Source organism: Photobacterium sp. (assembly GCF_057456235.1).
Map to the genome: position 1 here is coordinate 19,540 of NZ_JBVCPH010000008.1, position 25,225 is coordinate 44,764.

Below are 25,225 nucleotides of genomic sequence, written 5' to 3' on the forward strand. Positions count from 1 at the left end.
AATCAGTTGGATATTATAAACCGGTCTGGATATAGGCCAGCGATCCGATGCCAATTGCCAGCCAAAGCATAATGCCAAGCAGCAGAGGCTTAAAACCGGACGTCCGGAGCTTCTGTACTGTGATGCCAGAGCCAATCAGGAACAGGCACAACACCAGGATCCGTTTGGCGGCCATAAAGATCTGGTCGTAAACATCTTGTAAAGAAGGAACATAGTGGGCGAACAAAATAGCCAGGCAGTAGAACAGAATAAAATAAGGGATTCCAATCTTCTTGCTATCGCCCTTGAACAGGAACGCACTGAGAAAAGCGACGGGAATTATCCATAGTGCGCGGGCCAGCTTCAATGTCGTCGCCGTTCTGAGCGCCTCATCACCGTAAGCCCCCGCCGCACCGACAACCGAAGAGGTATCATGGATCGCAATGGCAGCCCAGGTACCAAAAGCGTGCTGGCTCATCTCCAGCAGGTGCCCAATGGCAGGGAAAACAAATAACGCGACGGAGTTCAGCACAAAGACCGTGGCTAATGCTAACGAGGTTTGATCATCGCGGGCATTGATTGCAGGTGCAACGGCTGCAATCGCACTCCCACCACAGATGGCCGTACCGGATGCAATCAGGTGTCCTGTCTTTTGTTCAATACGCAATATTTTGGTTAATAGCCAGCCAATGATCAGAGTGAAAAAAATAGAGCATATAATCAGGCCCCAACCTTGTTTGCTGGCTTCAATGGCCTGTTCAAGATGGATACCAAACCCCAAACCAATGATTGAATAAGAGAGGAGTTTTTTGGTGACCGCTGCGATATTAAACTGTGCCGGCACCAGCCCCAAACTGGCGAGAGAAAAACCGAGAATAAGTGCAACAGGAGAACTGATAATGGGCAGTAAACAAATGAGAGCCACCAAGAAGAAAGGCATGTCAGAAGTCTGAAATCGTTTCATAGCGTTGTTCAGAGGCATTGGATTCAGCAAAAATGAGTCTAAAAGTGCGGTGAGTATACTCTGAAGCAGCTATTTCGTTAATTTAAATATATTGATGGCAGGGTTAAGTAAAACTTAACATAAAAGGCTATTTCTTTACCCACTTGCCTGCTGTGTTTTGGTAATAGTGGCCAGGCTCGGTTTTTTCTACCGCTTTTTTATACGCCAATTGACCGACTTCCATTATGCTTAAGCCGTGCGACATAGCAATTTCCTTATAGCGTTCTTGTCGTTGCGCATTAACCTGAGCAACCAGTTTGTTGACTTCTGGCGGGGCATTAGACGTAACCACAGCAACGTATCCGTTGCTCGTTTCACCGATTAAACCTTGTGATTTTGCTTGTTGCAGATCGAGTGCAAATGCCTGGGCACATATAAAAAATGTGAAAAATAGAATTAAGAAATGCTTCATGACATTCTCCCTGCCGACTCAGAATACATCATCGTCACTGAACAACTCATCAAGTTCCCTATCGACTTTTATTCTGATTTCATGATCAATTTTGACATTCAAATTCACTTCAATCGGCTTATCAGAGGCCGTGACTTGCACGGTCGGAGTGCAACCGGCTAATCCAATAGTCGGTAGCATTAACGTTAATGCAAGGAATGTGAGTATGCATGAAAATTTTAGCTGTATGTCCATGAGCCATGACCTTCTTAGCCATTCATATCAATTAAGCGCATAAGTTGCTACTCATCTAAACCAAGCTGCTTTAAAAATAAACCTTCCAATTTGGGAGAATTTATCGCATTCATTGTTTTTATTAGTGCTGGTATGTCATCTTCGATGTTCAGGTTTAAATACACGGGACGACCACTTTGAAATTCAGGGTTATGGCCCTTAAAACGTGAACTCGCTTTTAACCTGCCTTCTTTAGAATAGTCTATATCAACGGCAAGTGAGTCGTAGTGATAATTTTTCAGGATCTTACTAACGACCAGAATGCTGTTTTCTCCGGCGGCTTCGATATTTTGATCGATGGCTGAACCTTCTAAGTAACGTAACAGCCCGCCAGGGTAACGTGATCGTAACAGGCCATTACGGATAACAGGTAACCCGTCTTGAACTGCCAAAGGCAGTGAACCATCTAAAATACCTGTTAATTCAATCCCTTCATATTCAATATTTTTAATAATCTGCCTCAGATCGATACCATGCACAGTAATGGGAATATTCTCGATGTTTGTCAGACTGCGGCTAGAAACCTGCTGGGCACTTATATTGCCACCAAACACCTGGGCAAAAGCTCGATTTAACTGATAGCGTTCATGCCGGGAATCAAACTCAAAGGCTGCCGTAATATTTTCAAAGAGTGTTCCAAAATGGAGTAATCCGATATGAAGACTGATCGGATATTTTGATTGAATACCCTGTGGAGTAAACATAGATGTGATAGAAAGGTTCACGTCGGCAAAGCGAAAACCTTCAAAATACCCGGATAGTCGTTCCGTAAATAATGCGAAGTCCCCTGAAAGATCACTCTTATCAAGTATTATATTCGCTTTCAGGCTCATCGAGCCTTTATATAAGTCATAGTTTATCGGTAAGTGTGGAAGGTAGTACTTTTTTAAAGAGTGCTTATTTGAAAAACGAATTTCATTACGGTGTAACTTAACGTGTGTCTTTTGCTGATCGAAATCTGAATCGATAGTAAATTGCAGCAGTCGAGCGTTGTTACCGTTCGTTAACTGCCCTGTGAGAGTGACGCTAGCAGGAGTGAGATCGATATTTCCTTGGCTGGAAAATGAAGGAAGGCGTTGGTTATTTTGCTTGATATGCAGGGTGGTCAGGTAGTCTGTTTTTATCCTCAGATTAGTATCAACTGGTTTTTCCAGGGTAAACTTACTCAGATCCAGCTCTAGCTTTCCATTGTATTTTTGTACGGGTAGCTGGCTTTTACTGTTCAATGATTTTTTACCGGGGGGCGAAGTCTGCTGGCTATCGGAAATGATCTTTTCAGCAGAGAAGTCAGCAGAGAAATGCGCCTGGCTATCTTGTGGCTGGCTGAGAATGTACTGGCCAGCGGGCTGTGATGAAGACTGCTGTAGCGTTAACGCATCAATAGCCAGATTAAGCTTGCTTGCCTGACCGGTATGGAGGTCGGAGTGCCCTGAAAACAGTAAATTGGCTGCGTTTATTTTTATGTTTTCAAGCAATAGCGTGTTTTCGGCTAAGGCTGTATTTGTCAGTGTGATTGCTGACCACTGCAATATGATATCAGAAGAAAAGGTAACGTGATTAATTTCAGTCGCCTTAGATGGATACAGTTGCTTTGTCGTGCCATTAATACCTGCGATTATGTGACAGTGTAGCGCCCGGTCTGTGCACGTTAACTGATTGATTAAAAAAGACAGTTGAGTATTAATCTCTTTGTTTTTGAGTGATAACTTCTCATTTCTATCTGTCAGAGTCAGCTGTAGCTGATTATTTTGGTAGTGGGCCGTTAAATTGAGTTGCCCGTCAGTTTCGAGCTTAATATCAGAGATAACGGTCTTTTTTTGTGGCTGAGCGATTTTCTTTGATTGGGCACTTTGCTTTTCTGTCTTGATGTCGTGCTCCGGAGGGACAACATACAGCAGATGTGCAGGGAGGGAATACCGATTTAGATCAATCGCAATAGTGGAAGGTAGCTGAATGGCCAGTTGATAGCTGGCGTTAACAAGCTTGTTATCCTCCTTGTTATCTACTATCTGCTTTTTTTCAGGACCTTCAATTTGATGAGCCGTAATAATGATAGGCTCAGATAATAAGGCACTGGGAAGTCCATAGAGCTTGAGCCGGTCAGTCAGCTCTTTGGTGCTGCGGAAATTGGCTTTACACGTCATCGTTTTGGGAAGGGGGTGATGAAAACGAATCTCTGCCTGACATTCCAGCGCATTGCCGTCAGGGCCTGATATGACTACGCTGAAGCGAGCTTGTTGATCATTTACATGCTTGATCTGAAAATTCATATCGTAGGGTTCCGGTCCTAACGCTTTTCCTGCTAATGTCAGTTTTGCCAGCGTTGTTGACTTTCCCGGCTGTTGGCTCGGTGTTTCTAATACTAACGTTGAATCAATGATTAATTCCCCGTAGCTGAACTCTTTTACCCGGAGTACTTGAAAAGGCAATGTCGCCAGGTTCGCAATTACCTTGCCGAGATGGAGCCCTTGGTGCTCAGTGTCAGGTTTGTCAACAAAAGCGGGCAGCGACACGGGTTGATCCAATATGACTTTATCTGCCAGTAACTCGATGCTGTTGGCTGGCTGTTCGATATCCATTTGCAAAGAGATATTGCTGAGTTGTTGTTTGAAGCCATTATTGAGCGTTAGCCATTGCGGATTAAGTTGTTCTATATGCACCGATAAGGGGGTGGCGTCAGGGTGCCAGGCAATTGAAAAATTGGCTTTGCTAAAGTTGAGCGGATAATGGGGGGATGATGTCAGGTTGGGTAAAAATAAGGTTAAGTCGCCTTGTTTGATGAAGCCCGTTATCGTCAAGACTGGTTTGGTAGCCAGTATCAAATCAACATTATTGATCTCCTGCTGTATTTGCTTCTGCTTATTGTCATGGTGAAAAGCAGACACGGCAATTTTTTTGGCATGGGCGCTGAAGATGTATGGGGCAGACCAGTCAGTAAAATTCAGGGCGGTATTGGTTAAATCGATATGCTGTAATCTGATCCCTTGCTTATTGAGAAACGATTCCACCAGAGGAGCTGGCGTTATCTGTGTTTTTTCTGCAAACAGTCGCCAGGATGATGGCGAGATGGCACTTTCAGCATCGACATAACGACCCAAGGTAATATTGTGCAAAGTTAATGTTGTTTTGCTGATGGATAGCGACACTTCTTTAATAACCAGCCCCTGATGGAAACTTATACCTGAGATTGCCTTTATCTCGATACCTTTTGTCGCCAGCCAGGGCGGGATAAAAATAGCAGGAATGAGTAAAACACAGAAAAAGAGCAGCACCGCATAGCGTATATAACGTTTCCTTCTCAGCTTGGCGCTTTGAGTCCGCAAAGAAGGTGGTGTTGCTGGTGGTATCGGTTTAGGCTCATTCATCAATCGTTCATACAACCTCATAAGGCAAGTGAAGCGATAAAACGTCAACTTATCAACTTCATCAGTGAAAGGGCTTTAAAGGCTCTTTTCAAGCATATACCCAAATTGTGATAACCAACAAAATGGGAATACTTCTGACTTTTATCAATCAGTGAGCATTAAGCTCATCACTGGGTAGAGGTGTCTTTTTTGATTCTTTGCAATATATGAACTATCCCTTACAGCTGTCTGGGGTTTAATAAAAGCTGTACATTTATGCCTGCTTATTTTTCATTCCCAATCAATCGCTTATGGTCAAGTCGTGAGTGGTGGGTGGTATTTTTTAACCTTGTAGTACTTATTGTTTTAAATTTTTAAAAAATTGCCGTTTCGTCGTGCCTGTCACTTTAAATTTTTACCTCGATAGGCGTAAATAAAAAATATTTGAGAATCGTGAAAAAGGAAGTGTCATGAATGAAAGCGCTATAAATCAACCAGCCATGCAAAAGGTCGGTATCCCCGCATGGTGGTCGATCTTTAATATGTTCTGGTCAGGCTGGATTTTTATGTATGCCGCGCTGCAAGTTTCCTCAGGAAGACTTGGTGAAAAAATATACATGAAAAAAAGCAAAGGAATTAAATTGTGAAGATGACAATAAAAGCTAAGTTATTGATATTGTTTTTAGTGCCCATTCTTATACTAAGTGCCTATTTTATTATCAGTCTTGTGGATACTCAGAAATCTGTGCTTGCGACAGAACATAGCAATGTAGATGAAAAAGTAACTGAAATGCTGAATGACAACTTAATTGGGCAAGTTGACACCGTGACCCAATCCATTTCGAGTTATTATGAAAGAACTAAGCTGGAAAACATTAAGGCAGACTTAGCTGCCGAGGTATCAGACATTATAAATACCATTGACGGTATTTATAAAAACAGTACCTCTGCTGCTGATGCCGAAGCGAGTATTTATGCTTTTATTAATGAGCATCACTGGAATGATGGTCGTTATCTCTTTTCCTATGATGCAACATCGCTGGTTAACAAGGCACATGGAGCCAATCGAAAGCTTATAGGAACGAGTTCTTATGACAGTAAAGATATCAAAGGCAATCTGTACGCAAGAGATATTGTCAGTGATGCCAAAGGGAGCACGATTGGTTTTACCCGTTTTTTCTTCATCAATCCTAAAACAAATAAAGCGGAAGACAAGCTGGCTGCCTCTTTTTACTTTGAACCTCTAAACCTTGTTGTTGGCACGGGTGAATACTTAAGCGAACTAAGACAAGATAACCTTGAAGCGGCACTGCATACCATCAATTCATCCAAGTATGGGGAGAATGGCTACTTTTGGATACAAGACAAGGACGGCAAGATTTTGGCTCACCCCAAATCGTCTCTTATCGGCACAATTCCAAACAAGGTCGTAGCGAACGCCATAAACGGTAAATCTGAAACGTTTACTAAAATAGTTTTCGAAAACCCAAATACCAAAGAAACAGAAAATAAAATTGTTTATGCCCGAAATATTTTCCCTAAATGGGGCTGGACAATTGCGACCGGGGCGTATGAGAGCGAGATCACAGGCATTAAAAATAGCTTAACAAGTGCTACGCAAAAGATATTTTCCGAAAAAGTATACATGAGTACAGCAATAGTTGTTGTGCTACTCATAATATCTTTGCTTGTGGTTGTGTGGGCACTTAACATCATTGTTAAAGGCTTAGTGGTTCTTAAAGAGCGTATTGATACCTTATCGACTGGTGAAGCTGACTTAACCTCGCGGATTGATATTACTTCTCATGATGAGCTGGGCGATATTGGCAATTCAGTCAACAACTTCATTATTTACCTGCAATCCATGATCCTGGAAATTTCTCAAGCTTCTGCTCATATCTCCGAGGGGATCAAGCAGCTTGATGTACAGTCGGGCTTAAATAACCAGGCGCTGAACAAGCACGCATTAGAAACAGATCAAGTTGTCGCGGCTATTACTGAAATGAGCGCAACGGCTGAAACCGTTGCGCAGAATGCTACCGAGACGGCCACTAACACCCAAAAAGCGAATAACAAAGCGATGTTGGCAAAAGATGATGTGCTTGAGGCATCTGGCAGTATGGTTGTTCTGGTGGAGGAAGTAGCTACCGCCTCATCGAGCATCAACACGATGAACGAGAATACTCATAAAATTGTCAGTGTATTAGGTGTGATTGGTGAAATTGCCGATCAGACTAACTTGCTGGCACTTAATGCGGCTATTGAAGCCGCACGCGCCGGAGAGCAAGGACGAGGCTTCGCTGTTGTTGCCGATGAAGTACGATCGCTTGCCGCACGAACCCAGTCCAGCACCGCTGAAATTAATGAGATCTTAGCAACATTACGTCAGGATGCTGCTAGTGCGGTCGCTGCAATGGATGTGACGAAAACAAGCTGCGAACGTACCGCTGAAAAGGCCGATCGGGTATCAAACAGTCTGGATGCCGTGACAGGATCCATTGTCGAAATTAATGATCTCAGTACTCAGATTGCAACCGCTTCAGAGGAGCAGAGTTCGGTAACCGAAGAAGTCAGCCGCAATATGAACAACATCCGCGAGATGGTTCATGAGTTGACTCAAAACGGGCAAGCTACGGTCGACAGTACGCAAAGCCTGTCTGCTGCCAATGCACAATTGGACGAGCTGGTTAGTAAGTTTAAATTACAATAGTCCGAGGCTGGCTCTATTGCTTGGAATATTATAGCGACAGAGCCTTCAGTCAAGGCGTTCGCAAAACGTGGACCTAAAATGAAAGCTGGCAGCCTGCCTTTTTCAAGGCTTCCAGCTTTTTATCGTTACTGGCGTAGGCAGATGTTATTAGCCTGCAAGTGCCGGTTCGGATGGCTCGAATTTAAGTTGGGATGGGCGTTGTATGCTACCGTCTATTTCGTCTATCGCAGAGAGCAGCGCTTTTTTTACTGACACATTATCGTTATTTTCAAGTGCAACAAGCGCACGGGTGAGCTCTTCTTGAACAAGGCTTATCTGTTGCGATGCTTGTTCGAGTTCAGACGGCATTTGAGAGGTGTAATGCGTGAGGGATGAAATAGTCTGAGAGAGTGATTGAGAAGTTTTATTCATATTGATTCGTCCTTAATGCTTGATTTTAAAACTAATTCCACTTTTCCTGCCGTGGGTGTAGCCACTGTATCCGACTTTTGTCGGACAAATCTTAACTTGGATCAACGAACCGTATATTTACTCTTGAACATCAACACGATAACGTGATGGTCAAGATAGATGCCAGTGATGTGAATATTAGTCAGGCAACACTGGATATTCAACTTTGTGAGTAAATTGTCAGCTAGGTAAGAAATTTATCAGGGGAAATACACCAGATAATGCAAACCTATTCATTAATATGACTATTTTTTATCTCGGATCGATTAATTCGTGTGAGATAACGGAGCGAAGGATGTGTGTAATGGCATCACTTCGTTAATTCAAAAAAATTTTCATGTCTTCACATACAGTGCTATACAGGTGTCACAGAAAGGCGATCGGGTATACAACCCCGAGTTATTTACCAGCAGAGCCGTCAGGGTAGGATAAGTTATGAATAAGTTGTTATCTTTTGAGGCATTACTCGTGCTGGATGCGATTGAGCGTCGCGGTAGTTTTGCTGCGGCTTCAGAAGATCTTGGCAGAGCCCCATCGTCATTGAGTTATCAGGTTCAAAAACTCGAACAAGATTTAGATCTGGTGATCTTTGACCGATCAGGGCATCGCGCGGTATTTACCAAAGCTGGTCAGCTGTTACTGGAACGCGGGCGTCTGCTTCTTTCTGCGGCTGATGACATGATTTCAGATGCCAGTGCACTTGCTCATGGTTGGGAGCTGGATATCAACATCGCTTTTGATGGCTTGGTTAGCCTGAAAGGGATGTTGCCGCTGGTGGATGAACTGGGCAAAGAAAGTAAAACACGAATTCGATTTACGGAAGAAATTCTGGCCGGGGGCTGGGAGGCATTAGCGCAAGATAGGGCTGATATTTTAATTGCTCCTGCGCCGAATGTTGCGCCACCGCAAGTGAAAATACTCCCGCTTGGCAAGCTCGATACTATTTGGGTTGCGCACCCTGACCATCCCATTCATCAACATGATAACCCGTTAGACCCTGCTATCCGCCGGCAATATCGAGGCATTGCCGTTGCAGATACCGCACGAAACATGCCACCGCTATCGCACAATATTTTAGATGATCAACCTTTGCTTACCGTCAGTACGATGAATGATAAATTGATAGCCCTGAAAGAAGGGATCGGTATTGGAACCCTATCACATTGTTATGCTGCGGATGCGCTCGAAAAAGGCGAACTGGTTGTGATTGGTGATAACCCTGTTTATGAGATAGACATGGTTCTGGCCTGGAACCGTACTCGAATGGGAAAAGCAAAAACCTGGTGCATTAAACACATCGAAAATTTGTGGAAAAAACAGCGGCGGTAAGAATCGCGACGGTTGGGAATAATCCACAAACAGAAGGCGCTCTGTAGTCATGGGCGTCTGTCTTCTTGTGGTCAGATTTACTTACCAGTATTGAGAGGAAGCAACATCTCAACAATGCCATCTTCCATCTGAACATCGATTTGAAAGCCCACTTTTTGCGCCAGCATAATCATCCCGTGGTTGGACGGCATGGTCATTCCGGTTATACGAACCATACCGCGCTGGGTGCAGTAGCGAATAATTTTCTCCATTAATATCCGGCCTAAGCCGATGCCCTTTAAGTCGGATCTGACCAGAATGGCAAACTCAGCTTCTTGGTTGTCGGGGTCGGACAATGCGCGGGTCACCCCTAAAATAACGTCTTCTTTTTCTCCTTTTTCGTTGGTTACTTCGCTGATGGCGACAAAGGCCATTTCACGGTCGTAATCAATTTGGGTCAAGTTTGCCATGGCTTCATGGTTAAATTCGCCCATATCAGAGAAAAAGCGTTTATACAGATCATCTACCGATACTGCAGAGATAAAAGCTTTGTGCTTTGGCTCATCCTCCGGAAGAATCGGGCGCAGCAAAATGGTCCGGCCATCTTTTAAGGTGAATCGTTCTTCATGCTCTTTAGGGTAAGGGCGAATAGCTAATCGGGCCTGTTTATCGCCTTTAAAATGGTGGATCGTCATCGAGGCATCAATGACTGTCATATCGTCGCCTGCAGCCAGTAACGGATGAATATCAAAATCAACAATTTCAGGGCAATCGATGATCAGTTGAGAAATTTTCACCAGCAACTGACACAGGGCGGGAATGTCGAGACGCTCCGGCAGATTGCGGTGTTTAACTTTCCCCGTTTTAATGGCATTAATAACCAGATAACGAGCCAGAGCCATATTTAATGGCGGAATCGCAACGGCAGCATCTTTGTGTATATCCCAGTCTGCGGCATCATCACCAATCAGAATAACCGGCCCGAAGACCGGGTCGTTATGTACTGAGATTCTCAGTTCCTGGGCACCGGCACGATTGGCCATGCGTTGTACCAGTAAACCGTCAATACGTGCACTCGGATAGTTCAGCGCTACCCGGTCTAAAATAGCCTGGGCGCCATTAGCGACTTCTGCAGCATTACGCAGATGCAGCAATACGCCATGTATTTCCGACTTGTGGCGAATATCGGGCGAACGGAGTTTTACGGCAACCGGGTAGCCAATTTGTTCAGCAATGTGGACGGCTTCGGCAGCATCAGACGCTATCCAGGTTGGCAGGGTTTTAAAGCCGTAACTTTCCAGTACGGGACGTACTTCATGTGTTTCCAAATGAGATATGCCCTGAGAAATCATATGATTCAGTACATCATGAACATGGCGATGATTACAGGGTGTTTCACCAAATGAAACCGGGGTTTCCATCAGTTGTTTTTGGTTCTGTCGGTACTGGACCAGATGCATGAATGCAGAAATAGCACTTTCAGGTGTTCGATAGGCTGGGAAGCCGGCTGCAGTGAAAATATTGCGCGATATAATTGCTTCATTTTCGCCGGTCCAGTTGCTCAAAATATTAAATCGTTTAGTTCGGGGGTGAGATTGAAGCACGCTTACCAAACGTTTTGCCGTTTCATTTCCGGGGGCAATGGCGGACGGTGAGTGTATGATCAGTAAAGCATCAAAATCATCACTGTCGAGAAGGATCTCAATCGCTTTTACATAACGGGTAAGATCAGCATCGCCGATAATGTCGATAGGGTTTGCGTGTGACCAGCATGCCGGTAATACACCAGAGAGTTTCGCCATGGTTTCAGGGCTCAGTGCGGCTAATTTACCACCGAGGTCCGATAAGGCATCAACGGCCATAATTGCCGGGCCACCACCATTGGTCAGAATGGCCAGGCGTTCACCGCGCAGGGGAACGGAGTGGGCTAATGTTTCAACGGCGGTAAACAACTCATGAGTGTTGTTTACCCGTAGCATACCAGACCGTCGGATGGCGGCGTCATACACCGCATCCAGCCCGATTTCACCTCCAGTATGCAAGTGTGCCGCTGCGCTACCAGCCCGAGTACGGCCACTTTTCAGTACCAATATCCGACGATTACGTGCAGCGGCTCGGGCCGCAGACATAAAGCGGCGGGCATCTTTGATTGAATCGACATAAAGCAAAATGGCTTCTGTTTTGCTGTCACGGCACAGGTAATCGAGTAGCTCTGCAAAGTTAATGTCGCCAGCATCGCCGAGAGAGAGAAACGTCGAGAAACCGATACTTTTGTTCTTTGCCCAATCCAGAATGGTGGTACATACGGCGGCAGATTGAGAGATAAAAGCGATATTGCCTTTATTGGCGGAAATAGGAGAGAAAGAGGCATTCAGGTTAAGCCACGGCAGAATCAACCCTATACTGTTTGGGCCGACGATGCGCATACCATGTTTTTTAGCAACTTGATACATGCGGACCTCTTCTGTTTCTCCGTGACGGTTAAGAGGCATATTCATCCCCGCAGCCAGCACGATCGCGACTTTAACGCCTTTTTGACCGAGCTGATCGATAATATCGACGTTGCGGTGGGCGTTGGTGCAAACAATCGCTAAATCTGGAATTCGGGGCAGGCTATCAATCGTAGGGTAGGCAAGTACGCCAGCAACTGCGTCATATTTTGGGGTAACAGGCATAATAGGACCGTGAAAGCTGCCTGACAGCAAGTTACGGATCACTACATTTCCGGCACGATTAGGGTTATCTGATGCACCTATTACTGTAATGGATTTCGGCTTGAGGAGTTTATCCAATCCACCCATATTTTCACCCCGAATTATGATATTAACTATCAGCTAGCTAACATTCATAGTAGCTAAACCTCGAAAGAGTTTCTGACTAAAATACGGGGGCTGTGATCAAACCCAAGCTCTTTTAAATAAGCGCTTGAGTTTATGTGCCTTTTTTCTTTTATATCAGCATATAAGGCTAGATCTGATAGCGGGTTTTGTCACCAATATCGTAATGAAGCGGCATGCGCCATTTAAAGAATGCGGCAACGGCCAATAATATGGCACCAGACATGCTGAACACCATCCCGATTTGAAACTCATTAAATATCAGGCAAAACCAAAAGCCGGCAAGGGCTACTGGCGTCATTAACAGTACCTTCAACTGAAAGCAAAAATATTCTTTAATCGCCAGTGCACTGAAGGTAAATAAAGCGGCACCGAGTGCCAAAGGTTGCCATAATCCGGTTAATAGCCAAATCACTGCGAAGAGTCCACTTCCCTGAATTAGCCAGCGAAAGCGTTTATCATAAATATGAACGGTACTGGACGCGATTAATGCGGCAATAATCAGTGCAGAGGTGGCAAACTCAGTTTCCCAAGCAACGATAGACATAGCTGCTGCCGAAAGGGTCAGCGCACAGCGATAAAGCAAAACGGTCAGTTTATCTAATCCGTCCAAATCACTTTGAATGTGAGGGTCGGCCATTGTTTACTCCAATATCGTCAAAAAACACGGTATTGTACTGTTGATAATTTCGAAAGAGAATCGGATTCATGTGACATGTGGCTGATAGTTATTGATCTAACGTCATATTAGGGTTGATTGGGGCTCCATCCATCGGCAGAATGAAAACAGAAAATCGTTTTGGCAGAGTAGTAATGAAAAAAATCGCCGTTTTAGCCGTCGTAACGGCATTAGCCGGTTGCGCATCAGATAATAAAACAACACAAATCATCAGTTCATCGTCGGAAGAGGTTTATTCTACCAAACAGATAACTGCGATGGCGCAAATGCGTGAGGCCAAGGCTGAGAAAGAGTCTATTGCCCTGAAAGAGGATGTAGCAAAAGCTCCTGTCCAAAAGGTCGTTAGGGTTGACTCATCGAAAGAGCTCCAGTTAACGAAAGTACAACCACCCGAAAAACAAGTAAAACCGACGCAAACCTCGTCGGATTATAAACATTCAATCATTGCAAGTCGTAGTTATACCATTCAAGTGCTAGCACTTAGTCATAATCAGAGTTTTACCACCTATCTGAATAAGCTGCCTTCAAATCAACCGGTATGGATGAATAAGAAAAAACTTGAAGGTCTGCCGTGGTATACCTTGTTATTCGGTCAGTATGAAACACGTTCTGAGGCAAAAAGAGCATTAGATGCCTTACCGCAAGACGTAAAAGCTTACGGTCCGTTTATTCGTAGTCTGGATGACATTAAAGCGTCTTCTACCCCAAACTTAACAAAATTAAATTAGGTAAGAACAACGAACAGAAAGAGGGCTTGTATGCGCTCTTTTTCTGATGGTGTTATTGAAGCAGGCTAACAATGATGACTGAATTTGAAAAAATGCGTTCTGGTGAACTGTTCAATGGCCGTGATCCGGAAATAAGCGCGTTACGACAGCAAGCAGAACGTATTTTACTGAAAATCCAAACTACCGGCTCTGACCAGCATCCTGGTTTGTTCAGACAACTGTTCGGCTCTTTTGGTAAGGAGTCTATTGTCCGTGTACCTTTCAGCTGTGAGTTTGGACAAACCGTGCATATTGGTGATTATACCTTCATCAATGCTGGCGTGATCATGCTCGATGGGGCAGATATTCGCATCGGTAATAATGTACTGATTGGCCCTGGTGTGCAGTTCTATACTCCGACCCACTCATTGGATCACCGCTCACGCCGAAAGTGGGAAACCTGGTGCAAGCCGATTACAGTTGAGGACGGCGTCTGGATTGGTGGCAATGTTTCGATTTGCCAGGGAGTGACCATCGGAGCCCGCTCGGTAGTAGCTGCGGGTAGTGTAGTGACTAAAGATGTTTTGCCAGACGTCATGGTTGGGGGGACACCTGCCAAAGTCATAAAAACGCTGGTGAATGGCCAATAGTTAGTCACCTTAACCGCACTAAGGCTTAGTTTTTATCTATTTAGCTATTACCGGCCATGAAAGGTGCAATAGTTCTCTATTTTTTATTATTATGGCAGTCGATATATAGCTTTGGCGTGCCTTTTTTGAACTTATCAGCTTACGTCAAAGCAGTGATAACAATGACATCGGCTGGCTCGAATAGCCGAGTATGTACTACAAAGGATGATCATGAGCTCGATCCATGTTTTATTACTGTGTGGCGGCGGCAGTGCCGAACACGAAGTTTCTCTCGTCTCGGCGAACTATATTGAAGAACAACTCAAGTGTATTAAAGGCATCTCTTATACACGCGTTGAGATGAAAGAGGAGGGTTGGTTTGATACTAACAATATGCCATGCCAGCTTAATCTGGATCGGTCTTTACAGATCGGAGATGAAAAAACATCCGTTAACTATGTGATCCCTTGTGTTCATGGTTACCCCGGTGAAACAGGGGATTTGCAATCCTTCTTAGACATGGCGGGGTTACCTTATCTGGGGTGTGGCGCAGAGGCTAGTACTAATTGCTTCAATAAAATTACCACCAAGCTGTGGTTTGATGCTCTGAATATCCCGAATACCCCCTACGTCTTTTTAAGTGAAAACGATGAAGCTGCACATCAGATAGCGGAGTCTGCGTTTGATGACTGGGGTAAGGTGTTTGTCAAAGCGGCTTGTCAGGGGTCATCGGTTGGTTGTTACAATGTCACTAAAAAAGCTCAATTAGCCGAAGCTGTTAATGAAGCCTTCACCTATTCAAATCAGGTACTGATTGAAAAAGCAATTAAACCGCGTGAACTGGAAATTGCTGCTTATCAGTATGGTGATGAAATTGTGATCACCAAACCGGGTGAAGTGTCATGCCCGAATGATAAATTCTACAGTTACGAAGAAAAATACAGCGCAGACAGCCATTCCGTTACTACGGTTGAAGCGCAAAACCTGAGTGACGAACAAATTGAGCAAATCCGTGGTTTTGCACGTAAAGCGTTCATTCAAATGAAATTAAAAGACTTGTCGCGGATTGATTTTTTCCTAAGTGAAGACGGTGAAATTTTGCTTAATGAAATCAACACATTCCCGGGGATGACGCCGATATCCATGTTCCCTAAAATGCTGGAACATCATGGTCATAGATTTTCAACTTTCATTGAAAGCGCCATTAAATCAGCAGCTATCTAACATTATTGTCAGTTAGATAGCAGTATAATTTACAGTGTTTGACTCTATCGCCAGTTAGTTTCTCTGATTTTACAGAATGATGCTTTACTGGCGTTTTTTATGATACCTGTAATACTCGTTATAGATGTTCAACAAGGAGCCCTATGCTAACGAAGAAGCAAAAAAGTGAACATTTTAAATGTTTGCAAGCTCGTAATTACCGGGCAAGTCTTCAACTAGAAGGGTTCGATATTGAGCCAACAAAGATCAAGTTTGAGAACGGGAGTCACGGTGAAAAGCCAAAGACTTTAAGTGAAGCTGAACTAATTGCCAATTTAAAGCAGCGCTATGCGAGATAAGTATGGAGTGAATCAAGACCCTGATTGCTACCCCGGCAGCTCGGTTTTGGTTAATAAATTATCGATTTTTGATGAGGATGAACTTGCCCTTGCCGAGCGAGACTTTACCAAGGTGCGAGCTGAGCACTTTGAGCCTGAGTTTGATCAATTTAATCTTCAATACCTGAAAAAAATTCACTATATCTTATTTCAAGATTTATATCGGTGGGCTGGCCAGATAAGGCGAGTCGATATCACCAAAGGCCAGACACGTTTCTGCCATGTCCATAACATCGAACGAGAAGCTGAACGCCTGTTTGCCGCGCTGGCACGAGACAACTACCTTTGCGACCTTCCTTTTGATCATTTTATTAAAAAAATAGCCCATTACTATTGTGAGCTGAATGTTATCCATCCGTTCAGAGAAGGCAACGGCCGTGTACAGCGCATATTCTTTGAAATACTGGCCATTAACGCGGGGTACGAAATCTGCTGGGAAGGGATCAATCTAAAAGAATGGGTTGATGCCAACCAGGCGGGCTATTTTGGCCATTTAGGCTTATTAGAAAAGCTTTTTGAACGTATTACTGTTCCTATCGACGTCCATCAGGGCTATCGTGAGCACTGGAATGACAGCCCAAGTTCAACATAGTAGTGAGACCCGTTGAAGCCGTATGGGGGAGACTCTACGTTTAATGTTCCCATGGTTTCTCTTTTACAAATTTCGCTATTTCCTGATCTCGTTTCTCAGTATTGCCGACATATTGCGCCGGCATTACCGGGCTTTTCCAACGTCCCTGAGTTTGTATCTCACTAATCGACAAACCAGAATCAGCCAGATCTTTAACCGCTCCGACCCTCGGTGATTGCCCTGAGAAAATAACTTTCGCAGGTAACCCCAGCTCCTCACTGGCGCGACGGAACACACGATAGATAGAAGAATGGTCTAACGGTTTATCTCCGATATTACTGTGGCGATCAATACGTCGAAACACAAAACCGGTATCAATAATACCCACGACTAACCATCGCTGTAGGGCTTTTGACGCAACGTTACTAAGAGAAATAATACGCTCGTCGATAATAATATTGATAAGGCCATTTTTTTCTACTTCGAGTTTATCAACGGTTAGATCTGCGAGTTCACTTCGTTTCAACATAGCTTCAAAAGCAACGGCCCAGATTGCGATATCACGGATGTCTTTAACCTTCGGTGAAAAGTCGAGGAGTGCGATTAACTGCTGAAGGTGGTTATCTCGGAACCCCTTGGCATGACGGTAGTCATCGTGCTTCTCTAAACGTTGCTTCCGCATGGCGAGTTTTACCTCAGTGTGCGAGCAGGGATCGGGCAGGGCATGGCAACGGTGAACCAGTCCGATCGTGACAATGTAACGCTTTAGACTCGCAAGCTTACGCGTCTTCGACATCAGTTCAATGAAATTATGCACGGTCTGAACGGTGGTGGGTAGAGCTGACGCTTTATTCGCCTGACAATAGGCTACGAAGGTGTTCCAGTCGTTTTTAAAGGCCAATAAAGTATTTTTTGCGTAGCAACGATGAGTTAGGGATTGCCAGAAATCAAGGCCATCCATGATTTCCGAAAAAGCAGACTGGCTGATTTTCCGTTGCTCATTGTTTTTAATCGCGGGAATATTTTTAGCCATTTTAGTATCACCTAATGCACTATAACTTTATTAGTATAAACCAATAACCATAAACAGCCATCAGAAAATAAGATGACAACACAAAATCGAAATTTATCTGCTTGATAGAAGGCAGAACTCTATACAGAACCAACGGTTAATGCTTCAATATTAGCAATTGATAAATGCTTCAATATATAAGAGCTTTATTATAATTATTTTTTGTATCAGCAGCTTGTCGAAGCGTATAGCGAAGGAGCATGGATGAAAAAGAGACTGTTCCATCGCAGTTATAACATTGAAAACACAACTGGTTCACCAGACGGTTGGAAAACAACTATCAACGGTAATGCCATCTCTGGTCGTTTAGCGCTATTAAAGAAAAGCGTCGATTGGTGGTGTGATATGAAAACATTCTTGCCACCGGAAAGTTTTGAACGTGAGGGGTCGAGCCAAAACCAGCAAGCAGCTTCAAACTTTGAAAACTACAAAGGCTTCAAACTCATGAATGACAGTGGCAAACCAAACGAATGGTATATTATTCTAAGAGGGCAACTGCTGAAAGGTTCCCCCGTTGCAATTAAAAGGCACCTTGATCTAGTGCTCGAAAAGCTAAGTAAGAAATGAATCAGCTAAAGCCGCATCTGTGGTGGTTTTATTCGCAGAAAAAATGCCCAAAAGGGCATTTTTTATAAGGATTAAAAAAGATGAAGAGGGGACTGATTAATCGTCTTCATCTGCCTTTTCCACATCAACTAAATAGCTACCTTCAAGCCAGTTACGACCTATTAGTAATTTATACTCTAACTTGCCGCGATCTCTCAGGTTGACCGAGACTCTCTTGTGCTCACCATTCCAGCCAAGATCCATTTTAACCGCATATCGACGTTCTACACCCTGAGCATTACGGATTTTACTGACTTTAATGATTCGTCCCTTGAATCTGGTTTTTTCACCATTTTCATTCATTGAAGTAAACTCAACGGTTTCGCCTAAGTGATCACGCATATCATCACTATCACTATCTTCGCCTGTCACTGTAATATCAATAGCATGGATAGATGTTGTGGCAGCACCAGTATCAATGCGTGCTTTGTAGTCCATACCGAGCTCGTGAACCTTGATTGTTTCAACCTGGCCAACAATGGATTTGTGATCTTGAATTTTAGTGTTTGCCGTGACAAAACTGGATGTGGCTGAAAGAAAAATCACAGCTGATAGTAGAATTTTATTCACATAGTCTCCGATAAGTTAGCTGTTAGCCTTAGTATCAATAGTAGACAATAGATTCAAGATATTGTTCACCAACAAGAACTCTGAAGATATCTTACTCAATGATCTTAGTAAGATCTAACAAATCATAAATGGCTTCTAAACACTCATCAGATTGCTCAAAACGTACGGTGTGAAACCCTAAGCTGCGTGCTGACTTAATGTTATCTTCGCTGTCGTCAATGAAGAGGGATTCATCAGCTTGTAAGTTATATCGCTCAAGTAGCAATTCGAATATTTCAGGATCTGGTTTTACTATCAGCTCTTTACCTGACACCAGGCCACCTTTACACAGTGATAGAAAGCTATGGCGCTCGTTAAGGGTTTCAAAAAATGCACTGCTCATGTTGGTCAGATAGTAAATAGAGTAGTGATGATCTAATATTTGATAGAAAAGTGTTTGTGTACAACTAATCTTAACTAGACTGTTGAGAATATGGTCAAAAAAGTCTTCCATTCTCGATTCAGAAAACCCCGTTCTGGCGGCACATTTCGGAATAACTTCAGCAATCAGCATCGTCCCTCGATCGAGAGATAACCAATCAGGATGCTGGAGAACTTGATTCAATAACAGCTGTTGCTCGTACTTTGAATCCGTGAATGTTTGAACGATTTTGCAAGGATTCCATTGAAAAAGCACAGCCCCAAAATCAAAAATGACATTACGGATCATAAGCGTTTCCGTTCAACTACCTTTTATTGATAATATTCCTTAACTGGTAATGCGCAAGGTACATGGGTAGTCTTAGTTACCAGACTCACAAATCATAGAAAATCACGAGATTGTTATATAATGAATGATAACAGCCGCTTAGTATTCTCAACAGAAACAGGCCGAATCAAAGAAGAAAAAGTCGCACCGCAACGCCAAGCTGGTGATGGCATTGTTCGCATTCAGCGCCAAACCAAAGGCCGTAAAGGCAAAGGTGTTTGTATTGTCACAGGACTGGACATGGAAGATGCCCAACTTAAACTTGTAGCTGCAGAGCTCAAGAAAGTTTGCGGTTGCGGCGGTTCCGTCAAAGATGGAACAATTGAGATCCAGGGCGATAAACGCGATATCATCAAAGCCGCGTTAGAAAAAAAAGGTCACACCGTAAAACTTGCGGGGGGATAATCACTTTAAAGCCTGAAAGTTCTTCAGGCTTTTTTCTTGGCATTAGTCTCAAACCAAATCGCAGTACAAGAATAAACACAGACTTTGTAGAACCAGGCAAACTGACCATTTGCAGCAGGACTAAAAAGAAAGTGTTTATTACCTATTTTATGGTAAATAGTAAATACTGTTAAATTCACCGTACTAGTTTGCTCAATGGTAAAATGAAGAGGACAGAGCATCAATTACAGCTGAATATTAAAGGCCGTCATGATGGGTCATCATGATGGGTCATCATTCATAACTACCTATTTAACATAAGGTACATAATGCGCACTGAGGGTGTAGCCACAAAGCTAAAGTGTCTCTTTTCTGCAAAGTGAAAATGTCCTGTTTTTCCTACGGTGATCAGTATCTATCTGGTCGATGTGAGGTTAACAAACGATGTTGGTAACTATGAATGACAAAGAGATTTTACGCCTGAATGCTATCCGAGATGTTTGTGATAAACGAATCCGACGAGCAGATTTCACTTGCCGCTGCTCGACATCAGCTCGCAGTCGTCGCTCCTTCTTCAAGCGGGCTATCGCATTGGCGTATGAGTTGCTGGTTTTTAATTAGCTTTTGGAGCTATGCCTTAGCCGCAGCCAGCAGGGCACCGCAACTGATAAACATCGAGCCAAAAACGCGGTTGAGCTTTTTTAAGATCCGTGGAGACTGGATGTATCTGGACAGCTTGGCGGCCAAGATGACGTAGATCAACATCACGCAAGTATCTACCACGATAGTTGTTGTTCCCATTTGGATAATCTGCAGGTTTTGTGAACCTGTAGGATCAAGAAACTGCGGCAGCAGAGCGGCAAAGAAAATGACTGTTTTTGGATTGGTAAGGTTCACTACAATTGCCTTCCTGAACAGCCTCCATTCAGAGGTTTCCAGTGGTGCGCCAACTGAGCTAGTGGTGGCATTTTCCTGGAACTTTTGGATCCCCAGCCAGATAAGATAAGTCACCCCCACCCACTTGATTGCCGTAAACGCGATAGCCGACTGTGAAACAAGTACGCCTACCCCCATGCCGATGAGGATGATATAGAACGCAAGGCCAATTTGCAGACCAATAATCGAAATCACTGATTTTCGAAGACCATATACCATTCCATTGTTGATTGAATTAATTGTACCTGAACCAGGTATCAGACTGTATATAACCGTCGCACTGAAATAGGCGACCCAAATTTCAATATTCACAAAAAATTCCAAAATCAGAGAAAATAATTAGAAAAAAGCAGGGGCGTACCAACCCAATCATCGTATACGTCAGAAATTTGAAACAGGAAGATCTGGCTGCAACATATCTAAGCCCTTACTAATTCACTGTCACATTTAATTATCACACAAATCACACCCAGACCTCAAGTTGAGCGATCTTGATGCATCTATTTGTGTTAATCGTTTTTCACAAACTTGGGTTGACACATCCGTTCCCGTAGCTATCAGCCGGATGATACCCGTAGGCAAGGTTTTCAGATTGATGAACACCGCTGTGTGATTGTCTCGCCCGAAGGCCGACGTTTGATGAGTACCATGCGAACTGGATTATGTGCCGGTGTGCTCTAACGTGGTCACTTATCGCAAGGCTCAAGCCAAGAAAGCTAAGCGACTTCCCTAGCCTTTGGGTATTAAAAATTTACGTGTTGCGAATCAGGTTGAGATTTGAACGCCATGCCAAAACTGCCAAGTGTAATGCATTACCTTGATTGTTTATGTATTGCTGCCAATGCGTGCCATATGATAAACACTTATGTACTGACCATTTCTGAACGCGTAGTATTGTGACTCACCTTCAACGACAAAACCAAATTTTTTGTACAATGCGATAGCTGAATGATTGTCAGTATATACGGTCAACTCAATACGTCTTACATTGAGCCATTTGTCGGTTAACTCAATTAAAGCAGATAAAAGCGCACTACCGATCCCTTTACCTTGATACTCATCCCGAACACCCATACCAAAAGAGCCGGCATGTCGACGACGAGGATTTTTACAAAGTTCAAAGCCCAAGTTGCCAACTATTTTCCCGTCCATTTCGGCGATAAAGCTATAAACATTTTCCGGTATGTTCGCTATTCGTGACTCCCATACACTACCAGATGGATATGGTAATTGAAGTGTCCCTGAATAAGCGTTCACACACTCATAAATCTCTTTAATTGCTTGAGCATCTTTAGGCTCACTATGACGAATTATTATTCTACTCACTGATAACCCTCTTATTTCGAGATGAATAACATTGTATTCAACGGTCCGATTTCGAATACCTCGACATAACAAGGTAAATAATCTGTCGAATCGATAACTTCCACTTAAGCCATGCTATGACTTTTGGCATTAATAATCAATAACCTACAAGTTATTGAAGCACAGCATGTTGAATTAAAAGTGCAACCAATCGACCGGATGTACTGGATCCGGCTATTTTACGTCCGGGGCGCTTCGATCGTCATGTGGTGCTGGAATTACCTGACCGTAATGATCGTATTGCCATTCTGAAAATAGTGAGGAGCATCCGTTTTTGGGTAAAGAAATAGCCCAGCCACGCCACTTTTCCGAAAATTCGGCCCGGTCGGTTGATAAGGCAGTAAAAGAGCTTTTAGTCCATGCCGAAAAACAGGCTATGGATTTAATTGTAAGTCACAGGAAACAGCTGGATAACCTGATTAATGAACTTGAGGAACATGAAGCAGGGAGCAGATTAAGGTTTGTCTGACCCGATGAATTATTTTGGGGCCCAGAAAACCCATTAGTGACGCCGTCACCTCTCGTGAGCTAAAACACTTTCCAAGTAACCATATAGTACTGCCCTCGCCTTCCGCAATATCCTACCACTATTTGAGACTTTTCTTCGGATAGACCCCATTTCAATGGAGTGGAGATAAATATTTGATAATTGACAATTAGTTTCATTATCACGCTATGCATTATTAACCGCATCATCTATTGCAATGTCGCCATCAGTTGAAGTAATGAAGTATTTTCGCTCCTGCCTTGATTATATACCTAAGTTTCATTCCAATTTGATACATCGATATACTCAACATGTAGAATATACCCTTGGTGTATGTTAATGTTTATTGGTGTTGCAAATAAATATAAGAGAAGTACCTCCGTACAATTTGCAGTTAGGGGATCGATATGGATATCGTTAAACATGAAACACAAAGCTTCGATGCTGATGTAATTCAGTTGTACCTAAGAGAAATTGCACATAAGCCCCTCCTTACCAAAAAAGAAGAGATCTTGTATAGCCGTAAAAGTCTTACTGGTGATATGGCGGCTAAAAAGGTCATGATTGAGAGTAACTTACGCCTTGTCGTGAGTATTGCTAAGAAATACCGCGGTAGTGGAATGCAACTTAGTGATCTGATTGATGAAGGAAACATCGGGCTGATAACAGCGGTTGATAAATATGACCCTGAGCGGGGCTTTCGTTTTTCTACCTATGCCACATGGTGGATAAAGCAGACCATTGAGCGCTCTATCCATAACCAAGCCCGTACAATCCGTTTGCCTGTGCACGTTTCTAAAGAAATCAATACTATTTTTAGAACGCATAAGCGGTTGATGAAGAATACCAGTCATGATCCTAGCCATGAAGAAGTCGCTAAAGAGCTTGAACGTAGTGTCGACGATATCACTTCAGTGCTTGCTTATGATGCGCCGGTAATTTCTATCGATCAGACGATTGGTGATGACGCTAATTCTCAGTCGATTTCAGTCTTCATTGCTGATGATTCATCAACTAGCCCTGAAACGCATGTCGATCAACTTGATGTTCGTAAGCTGGCTATGGCAATGCTAGAGAGTTTAAATCAACGAGATCGCGAAATTCTTTGCCGTCGATTTGGGTTACTGGGGTATGAAGCCCAAACACTTCAACAAGTTGCCGATGAAGTTGGCTTAACGCGTGAACGCATTCGTCAACTACAGGTTAGCTCTTTGAAGAAACTTAAGAACACCCTGCATCGCGATAATTACGATATGGCAACTCTTTTCGCCGAAACTGCGTAACACCACACCGCATGACATTGTCACTTAAATAGGAGCACTAAATAATTTGGTGCTCTTGTTCAGAACCTCCTGAAACCCTATTTTATCGTTTTCAGCCTTGCTTATAGACTTGATCAAGATCTCACTGTAGTAACAACTTTTGAAGTGCCATCCCCATTTTCCAGAGTGAGATCAGCATATTAAATATCATGATAGTTATATCCTTGCTACAGAGCATTAGCATCGTGTATCTATGTTCATCCCCTGATGGAATGAGAGAAACAAATGAAATACAAAACAATAATGCTGGGAGTTATCCTGATATTCTTACTTAACCCTGCACTACCGCTAGAAGCCAAGTCCAATAAGAAGCAGAAATGTCGCGAAACAAAAGACAAAATCATTAAGATCAACCATAAAATGCGTCAGAAATACACATCAAAACAGGGTGAAAAATATAGGAACAAGCTAGAAAAACTTTATAAGCTAGAGTTTAAATACTGTTTTTGACAGATTCTTTCAAATATTATGGCAACAATATAAATAATTGCTGATACTTATCAATATACTTAAGCCTGAATATTTGATAGGTAAAAAATTGAAGCACATCATTTCCGCCATTATTGCACTACTTATTGCCGGATGTGCGAGTTACAGCGTCACAGAATCTGAAATCCAAGATTACCTTGATAGTCGCACGAACTTTGAAAGAACAATTGGTATAAAAGGCATAGCTCATGCCAATATCATTTTTAATGATATTAAAGTTGGCATCGGGCGTATTGCCGAAGATAGAGTGAATTTAGATGCTAAAAGTCAGGCCGAACTGATGATCACAGGCCAACCGAAACAAAAGGTTGAAGTGGATATCAGTTTCAGCGCAACCCCCTACTACGACGAGGATGAAGGCGCTATTTACCTAAACGATTTAAATGTCGAATCCCTCAATGTAACACCTGACGACCTAGGCATTTTTGCCAATAAGCAATTAATATCACCCATCGTTGCTATTGTGGGGCAATTTCTATCAACAAGACCGGTATATCGGTTAAATGAAAACGACATAAAACAGTCATTGCTAAAAACAGCAAAACCTGAATTAATCATTAAAAATCATGAGATTGTTATTGGTTTATAGTAAGCCTCGGTTCATCTACCTAAACATAGTGAAGATGTCAGTCAGGCCCCTTCCGTAACAAACATTATGATTATTTATAAATTTATGGTGTATTGATACATCAATGTACTGAGAGTTTGTCTGAGAAAATCATTTAGTAAGTTATAGTGCGTTA

At 43.1% G+C, this 25,225-nt stretch carries 25 protein-coding genes and 2 pseudogenes; 14 read left to right on the plus strand and 13 right to left on the minus strand.

Annotated features, from left to right (window positions below):
• Window positions 1–13: 13 nt before the first annotated feature.
• From AC2204_RS10770 to AC2204_RS10785, 4 genes are all read right to left on the minus strand, one after another.
• Window positions 14–943 carry a YeiH family protein gene (locus tag AC2204_RS10770; RefSeq protein ID WP_318925498.1) on the minus strand — a complete coding sequence of 310 codons (930 nt, stop codon included), beginning with the start codon at window positions 941–943 and terminating at the stop codon, window positions 14–16.
• Window positions 944–1,070: 127 nt separating this feature from the next.
• A complete protein-coding gene (locus tag AC2204_RS10775) occupies window positions 1,071–1,394 on the minus strand; it encodes a YdbL family probable chaperone protein (RefSeq protein ID WP_318925499.1) in 324 nt (107 codons plus the stop codon).
• 18 nt (window positions 1,395–1,412) lie between these two features.
• Window positions 1,413–1,628 carry a YnbE family lipoprotein gene (locus tag AC2204_RS10780; RefSeq protein ID WP_318925500.1) on the minus strand — a complete coding sequence of 72 codons (216 nt, stop codon included), beginning with the start codon at window positions 1,626–1,628 and terminating at the stop codon, window positions 1,413–1,415.
• A 47-nt stretch (window positions 1,629–1,675) separates the two neighbouring features.
• Window positions 1,676–5,032: an intermembrane phospholipid transport YdbH family protein gene (locus tag AC2204_RS10785; protein ID WP_318925501.1), complete on the minus strand. Its 3,357-nt coding sequence runs from the start codon at window positions 5,030–5,032 to the stop codon at window positions 1,676–1,678.
• A gap of 449 nt (window positions 5,033–5,481) precedes the next feature.
• On the opposite strand from AC2204_RS10785, the gene AC2204_RS10790 reads away from it, so the two are divergent.
• Together AC2204_RS10790 and AC2204_RS10795 are read left to right on the plus strand one after the other, a co-directional pair.
• Window positions 5,482–5,658 carry a hypothetical protein gene (locus AC2204_RS10790; protein WP_318925502.1) on the plus strand — a complete coding sequence of 59 codons (177 nt, stop codon included), beginning with the start codon at window positions 5,482–5,484 and terminating at the stop codon, window positions 5,656–5,658.
• Between the two features lie 2 nt (window positions 5,659–5,660).
• Complete coding sequence (locus tag AC2204_RS10795) at window positions 5,661–7,721, plus strand: methyl-accepting chemotaxis protein (protein ID WP_318925672.1); 2,061 nt, start codon at window positions 5,661–5,663, stop codon at window positions 7,719–7,721.
• Between the two features lie 147 nt (window positions 7,722–7,868).
• Here the strand turns inward: AC2204_RS10795 and AC2204_RS10800 are convergent, their stop codons facing one another.
• Window positions 7,869–8,132 (minus strand): hypothetical protein, encoded by a 264-nt coding sequence (locus AC2204_RS10800; protein ID WP_318925503.1) that lies wholly within the window; start codon window positions 8,130–8,132, stop codon window positions 7,869–7,871.
• Between the two features lie 474 nt (window positions 8,133–8,606).
• Between AC2204_RS10800 and AC2204_RS10805 the strand changes: the two genes are divergently transcribed.
• On the plus strand, window positions 8,607–9,500 hold the full coding sequence (locus AC2204_RS10805; protein ID WP_318925504.1) for a LysR family transcriptional regulator: 894 nt from the start codon (window positions 8,607–8,609) through the stop codon (window positions 9,498–9,500).
• A 77-nt stretch (window positions 9,501–9,577) separates the two neighbouring features.
• Here the strand turns inward: AC2204_RS10805 and AC2204_RS10810 are convergent, their stop codons facing one another.
• Both AC2204_RS10810 and AC2204_RS10815 read right to left on the minus strand, forming a co-directional pair.
• The gene (locus tag AC2204_RS10810; protein ID WP_318925505.1) at window positions 9,578–12,280 is read right to left on the minus strand and encodes a bifunctional acetate--CoA ligase family protein/GNAT family N-acetyltransferase; all 2,703 of its coding nucleotides are present in this window, start codon (window positions 12,278–12,280) and stop codon (window positions 9,578–9,580) included.
• Between the two features lie 166 nt (window positions 12,281–12,446).
• A complete protein-coding gene (locus AC2204_RS10815) occupies window positions 12,447–12,956 on the minus strand; it encodes a DUF2301 domain-containing membrane protein (RefSeq protein ID WP_318925506.1) in 510 nt (169 codons plus the stop codon).
• A gap of 173 nt (window positions 12,957–13,129) precedes the next feature.
• On the opposite strand from AC2204_RS10815, the gene AC2204_RS10820 reads away from it, so the two are divergent.
• The 5 genes from AC2204_RS10820 (at window position 13,130) to AC2204_RS10840 (ending at window position 16,524) form a co-directional block, all read left to right on the plus strand.
• Window positions 13,130–13,723, plus strand: coding sequence for an SPOR domain-containing protein (locus AC2204_RS10820; protein WP_318925507.1), 594 nt, complete (start codon window positions 13,130–13,132; stop codon window positions 13,721–13,723).
• Between the two features lie 74 nt (window positions 13,724–13,797).
• A complete protein-coding gene (locus AC2204_RS10825) occupies window positions 13,798–14,352 on the plus strand; it encodes a sugar O-acetyltransferase (protein ID WP_318925674.1) in 555 nt (184 codons plus the stop codon).
• A gap of 210 nt (window positions 14,353–14,562) precedes the next feature.
• A complete protein-coding gene (locus AC2204_RS10830) occupies window positions 14,563–15,555 on the plus strand; it encodes a D-alanine--D-alanine ligase (RefSeq protein ID WP_318925508.1) in 993 nt (330 codons plus the stop codon).
• A gap of 143 nt (window positions 15,556–15,698) precedes the next feature.
• Window positions 15,699–15,893 (plus strand): YhfG family protein, encoded by a 195-nt coding sequence (locus AC2204_RS10835; protein ID WP_318925509.1) that lies wholly within the window; start codon window positions 15,699–15,701, stop codon window positions 15,891–15,893.
• A complete protein-coding gene (locus tag AC2204_RS10840) occupies window positions 15,883–16,524 on the plus strand; it encodes a putative adenosine monophosphate-protein transferase Fic (protein ID WP_318925510.1) in 642 nt (213 codons plus the stop codon). Before AC2204_RS10835 ends, AC2204_RS10840 begins: the two co-directional genes overlap by 11 nt.
• A gap of 40 nt (window positions 16,525–16,564) precedes the next feature.
• On the opposite strand, the gene AC2204_RS10845 is transcribed toward AC2204_RS10840, so the two are convergent.
• Entirely contained in the window at window positions 16,565–17,536 is a 972-nt protein-coding gene (locus AC2204_RS10845; protein ID WP_318925511.1) for a tyrosine-type recombinase/integrase, read from the minus strand.
• A 243-nt stretch (window positions 17,537–17,779) separates the two neighbouring features.
• Here AC2204_RS10845 and AC2204_RS10850 point away from each other — a divergent pair, with 243 nt between their 5' ends.
• Window positions 17,780–18,142, plus strand: a complete 363-nt coding sequence (locus AC2204_RS10850; protein WP_318925512.1) for a DUF3319 domain-containing protein — start codon at window positions 17,780–17,782, stop codon at window positions 18,140–18,142.
• Window positions 18,143–18,238: 96 nt separating this feature from the next.
• On the opposite strand, the gene AC2204_RS10855 is transcribed toward AC2204_RS10850, so the two are convergent.
• Window positions 18,239–18,751 carry an ATP-dependent zinc protease family protein gene (locus tag AC2204_RS10855; RefSeq protein ID WP_318925513.1) on the minus strand — a complete coding sequence of 171 codons (513 nt, stop codon included), beginning with the start codon at window positions 18,749–18,751 and terminating at the stop codon, window positions 18,239–18,241.
• 91 nt (window positions 18,752–18,842) lie between these two features.
• On the minus strand, window positions 18,843–19,460 hold the full coding sequence (locus AC2204_RS10860; protein WP_318925514.1) for an HAD family hydrolase: 618 nt from the start codon (window positions 19,458–19,460) through the stop codon (window positions 18,843–18,845).
• A gap of 120 nt (window positions 19,461–19,580) precedes the next feature.
• On the opposite strand from AC2204_RS10860, the gene yciH reads away from it, so the two are divergent.
• Window positions 19,581–19,904, plus strand: a complete 324-nt coding sequence (gene yciH, locus AC2204_RS10865; protein WP_318925515.1) for a stress response translation initiation inhibitor YciH — start codon at window positions 19,581–19,583, stop codon at window positions 19,902–19,904.
• Between the two features lie 506 nt (window positions 19,905–20,410).
• Here the strand turns inward: yciH and AC2204_RS10870 are convergent.
• The 3 genes and pseudogenes from AC2204_RS10870 to AC2204_RS10880 form a co-directional block, all read right to left on the minus strand.
• Window positions 20,411–20,488, minus strand: a pseudogene (locus tag AC2204_RS10870) (IS6 family transposase); the annotation flags it as partial.
• Between the two features lie 25 nt (window positions 20,489–20,513).
• The gene (rhtB, locus tag AC2204_RS10875) at window positions 20,514–21,131 is read right to left on the minus strand and encodes a homoserine/homoserine lactone efflux protein (RefSeq protein WP_318925516.1); all 618 of its coding nucleotides are present in this window, start codon (window positions 21,129–21,131) and stop codon (window positions 20,514–20,516) included.
• Between the two features lie 513 nt (window positions 21,132–21,644).
• On the minus strand, window positions 21,645–22,145 hold the full coding sequence (locus tag AC2204_RS10880) for a GNAT family N-acetyltransferase (protein ID WP_318925517.1): 501 nt from the start codon (window positions 22,143–22,145) through the stop codon (window positions 21,645–21,647).
• A gap of 179 nt (window positions 22,146–22,324) precedes the next feature.
• On the opposite strand from AC2204_RS10880, the pseudogene AC2204_RS10885 reads away from it, so the two are divergent.
• From AC2204_RS10885 to AC2204_RS10900, 4 genes and pseudogenes are all read left to right on the plus strand, one after another.
• A pseudogene (locus AC2204_RS10885) lies at window positions 22,325–22,441 on the plus strand (AAA family ATPase); the annotation flags it as partial.
• A 17-nt stretch (window positions 22,442–22,458) separates the two neighbouring features.
• A complete protein-coding gene (locus AC2204_RS10890; protein ID WP_318925518.1) occupies window positions 22,459–22,653 on the plus strand; it encodes a M41 family metallopeptidase in 195 nt (64 codons plus the stop codon).
• A 425-nt stretch (window positions 22,654–23,078) separates the two neighbouring features.
• On the plus strand, window positions 23,079–23,954 hold the full coding sequence (rpoS, locus tag AC2204_RS10895) for an RNA polymerase sigma factor RpoS (protein ID WP_318925519.1): 876 nt from the start codon (window positions 23,079–23,081) through the stop codon (window positions 23,952–23,954).
• A 577-nt stretch (window positions 23,955–24,531) separates the two neighbouring features.
• Window positions 24,532–25,071, plus strand: coding sequence for a YceB family lipoprotein (locus AC2204_RS10900; RefSeq protein WP_318925520.1), 540 nt, complete (start codon window positions 24,532–24,534; stop codon window positions 25,069–25,071).
• The last annotated feature ends 154 nt before the right edge of the window (window positions 25,072–25,225 follow it).

Bases quoted from the DNA above. Each gene is read 5' to 3' on its own strand.
- AC2204_RS10785 (WP_318925501.1), bottom strand. From the start codon at position 5,032: ATGAATGAGCCTAAACCGATACCACCAGCAACACCACCTTCTTTGCGG.
- AC2204_RS10825 (WP_318925674.1), top strand. From the start codon at position 13,798: ATGACTGAATTTGAAAAAATGCGTTCTGGTGAACTGTTCAATGGCCGT.
- yciH (WP_318925515.1), top strand. From the start codon at position 19,581: ATGAATGATAACAGCCGCTTAGTATTCTCAACAGAAACAGGCCGAATC.
- AC2204_RS10840 (WP_318925510.1), top strand. From the start codon at position 15,883: ATGCGAGATAAGTATGGAGTGAATCAAGACCCTGATTGCTACCCCGGC.
- AC2204_RS10800 (WP_318925503.1), bottom strand. From the start codon at position 8,132: ATGAATAAAACTTCTCAATCACTCTCTCAGACTATTTCATCCCTCACG.
- AC2204_RS10820 (WP_318925507.1), top strand. From the start codon at position 13,130: ATGAAAAAAATCGCCGTTTTAGCCGTCGTAACGGCATTAGCCGGTTGC.
- AC2204_RS10850 (WP_318925512.1), top strand. From the start codon at position 17,780: ATGAAAAAGAGACTGTTCCATCGCAGTTATAACATTGAAAACACAACT.
- AC2204_RS10775 (WP_318925499.1), bottom strand. From the start codon at position 1,394: ATGAAGCATTTCTTAATTCTATTTTTCACATTTTTTATATGTGCCCAG.
- AC2204_RS10830 (WP_318925508.1), top strand. From the start codon at position 14,563: ATGAGCTCGATCCATGTTTTATTACTGTGTGGCGGCGGCAGTGCCGAA.
- AC2204_RS10845 (WP_318925511.1), bottom strand. From the start codon at position 17,536: ATGGCTAAAAATATTCCCGCGATTAAAAACAATGAGCAACGGAAAATC.
- AC2204_RS10810 (WP_318925505.1), bottom strand. From the start codon at position 12,280: ATGGGTGGATTGGATAAACTCCTCAAGCCGAAATCCATTACAGTAATA.
- AC2204_RS10860 (WP_318925514.1), bottom strand. From the start codon at position 19,460: ATGATCCGTAATGTCATTTTTGATTTTGGGGCTGTGCTTTTTCAATGG.
- AC2204_RS10805 (WP_318925504.1), top strand. From the start codon at position 8,607: ATGAATAAGTTGTTATCTTTTGAGGCATTACTCGTGCTGGATGCGATT.
- AC2204_RS10770 (WP_318925498.1), bottom strand. From the start codon at position 943: ATGAAACGATTTCAGACTTCTGACATGCCTTTCTTCTTGGTGGCTCTC.
- AC2204_RS10815 (WP_318925506.1), bottom strand. From the start codon at position 12,956: ATGGCCGACCCTCACATTCAAAGTGATTTGGACGGATTAGATAAACTG.
- AC2204_RS10780 (WP_318925500.1), bottom strand. From the start codon at position 1,628: ATGGACATACAGCTAAAATTTTCATGCATACTCACATTCCTTGCATTA.
- AC2204_RS10790 (WP_318925502.1), top strand. From the start codon at position 5,482: ATGAATGAAAGCGCTATAAATCAACCAGCCATGCAAAAGGTCGGTATC.
- AC2204_RS10835 (WP_318925509.1), top strand. From the start codon at position 15,699: ATGCTAACGAAGAAGCAAAAAAGTGAACATTTTAAATGTTTGCAAGCT.
- rpoS (WP_318925519.1), top strand. From the start codon at position 23,079: ATGGATATCGTTAAACATGAAACACAAAGCTTCGATGCTGATGTAATT.
- AC2204_RS10795 (WP_318925672.1), top strand. From the start codon at position 5,661: ATGACAATAAAAGCTAAGTTATTGATATTGTTTTTAGTGCCCATTCTT.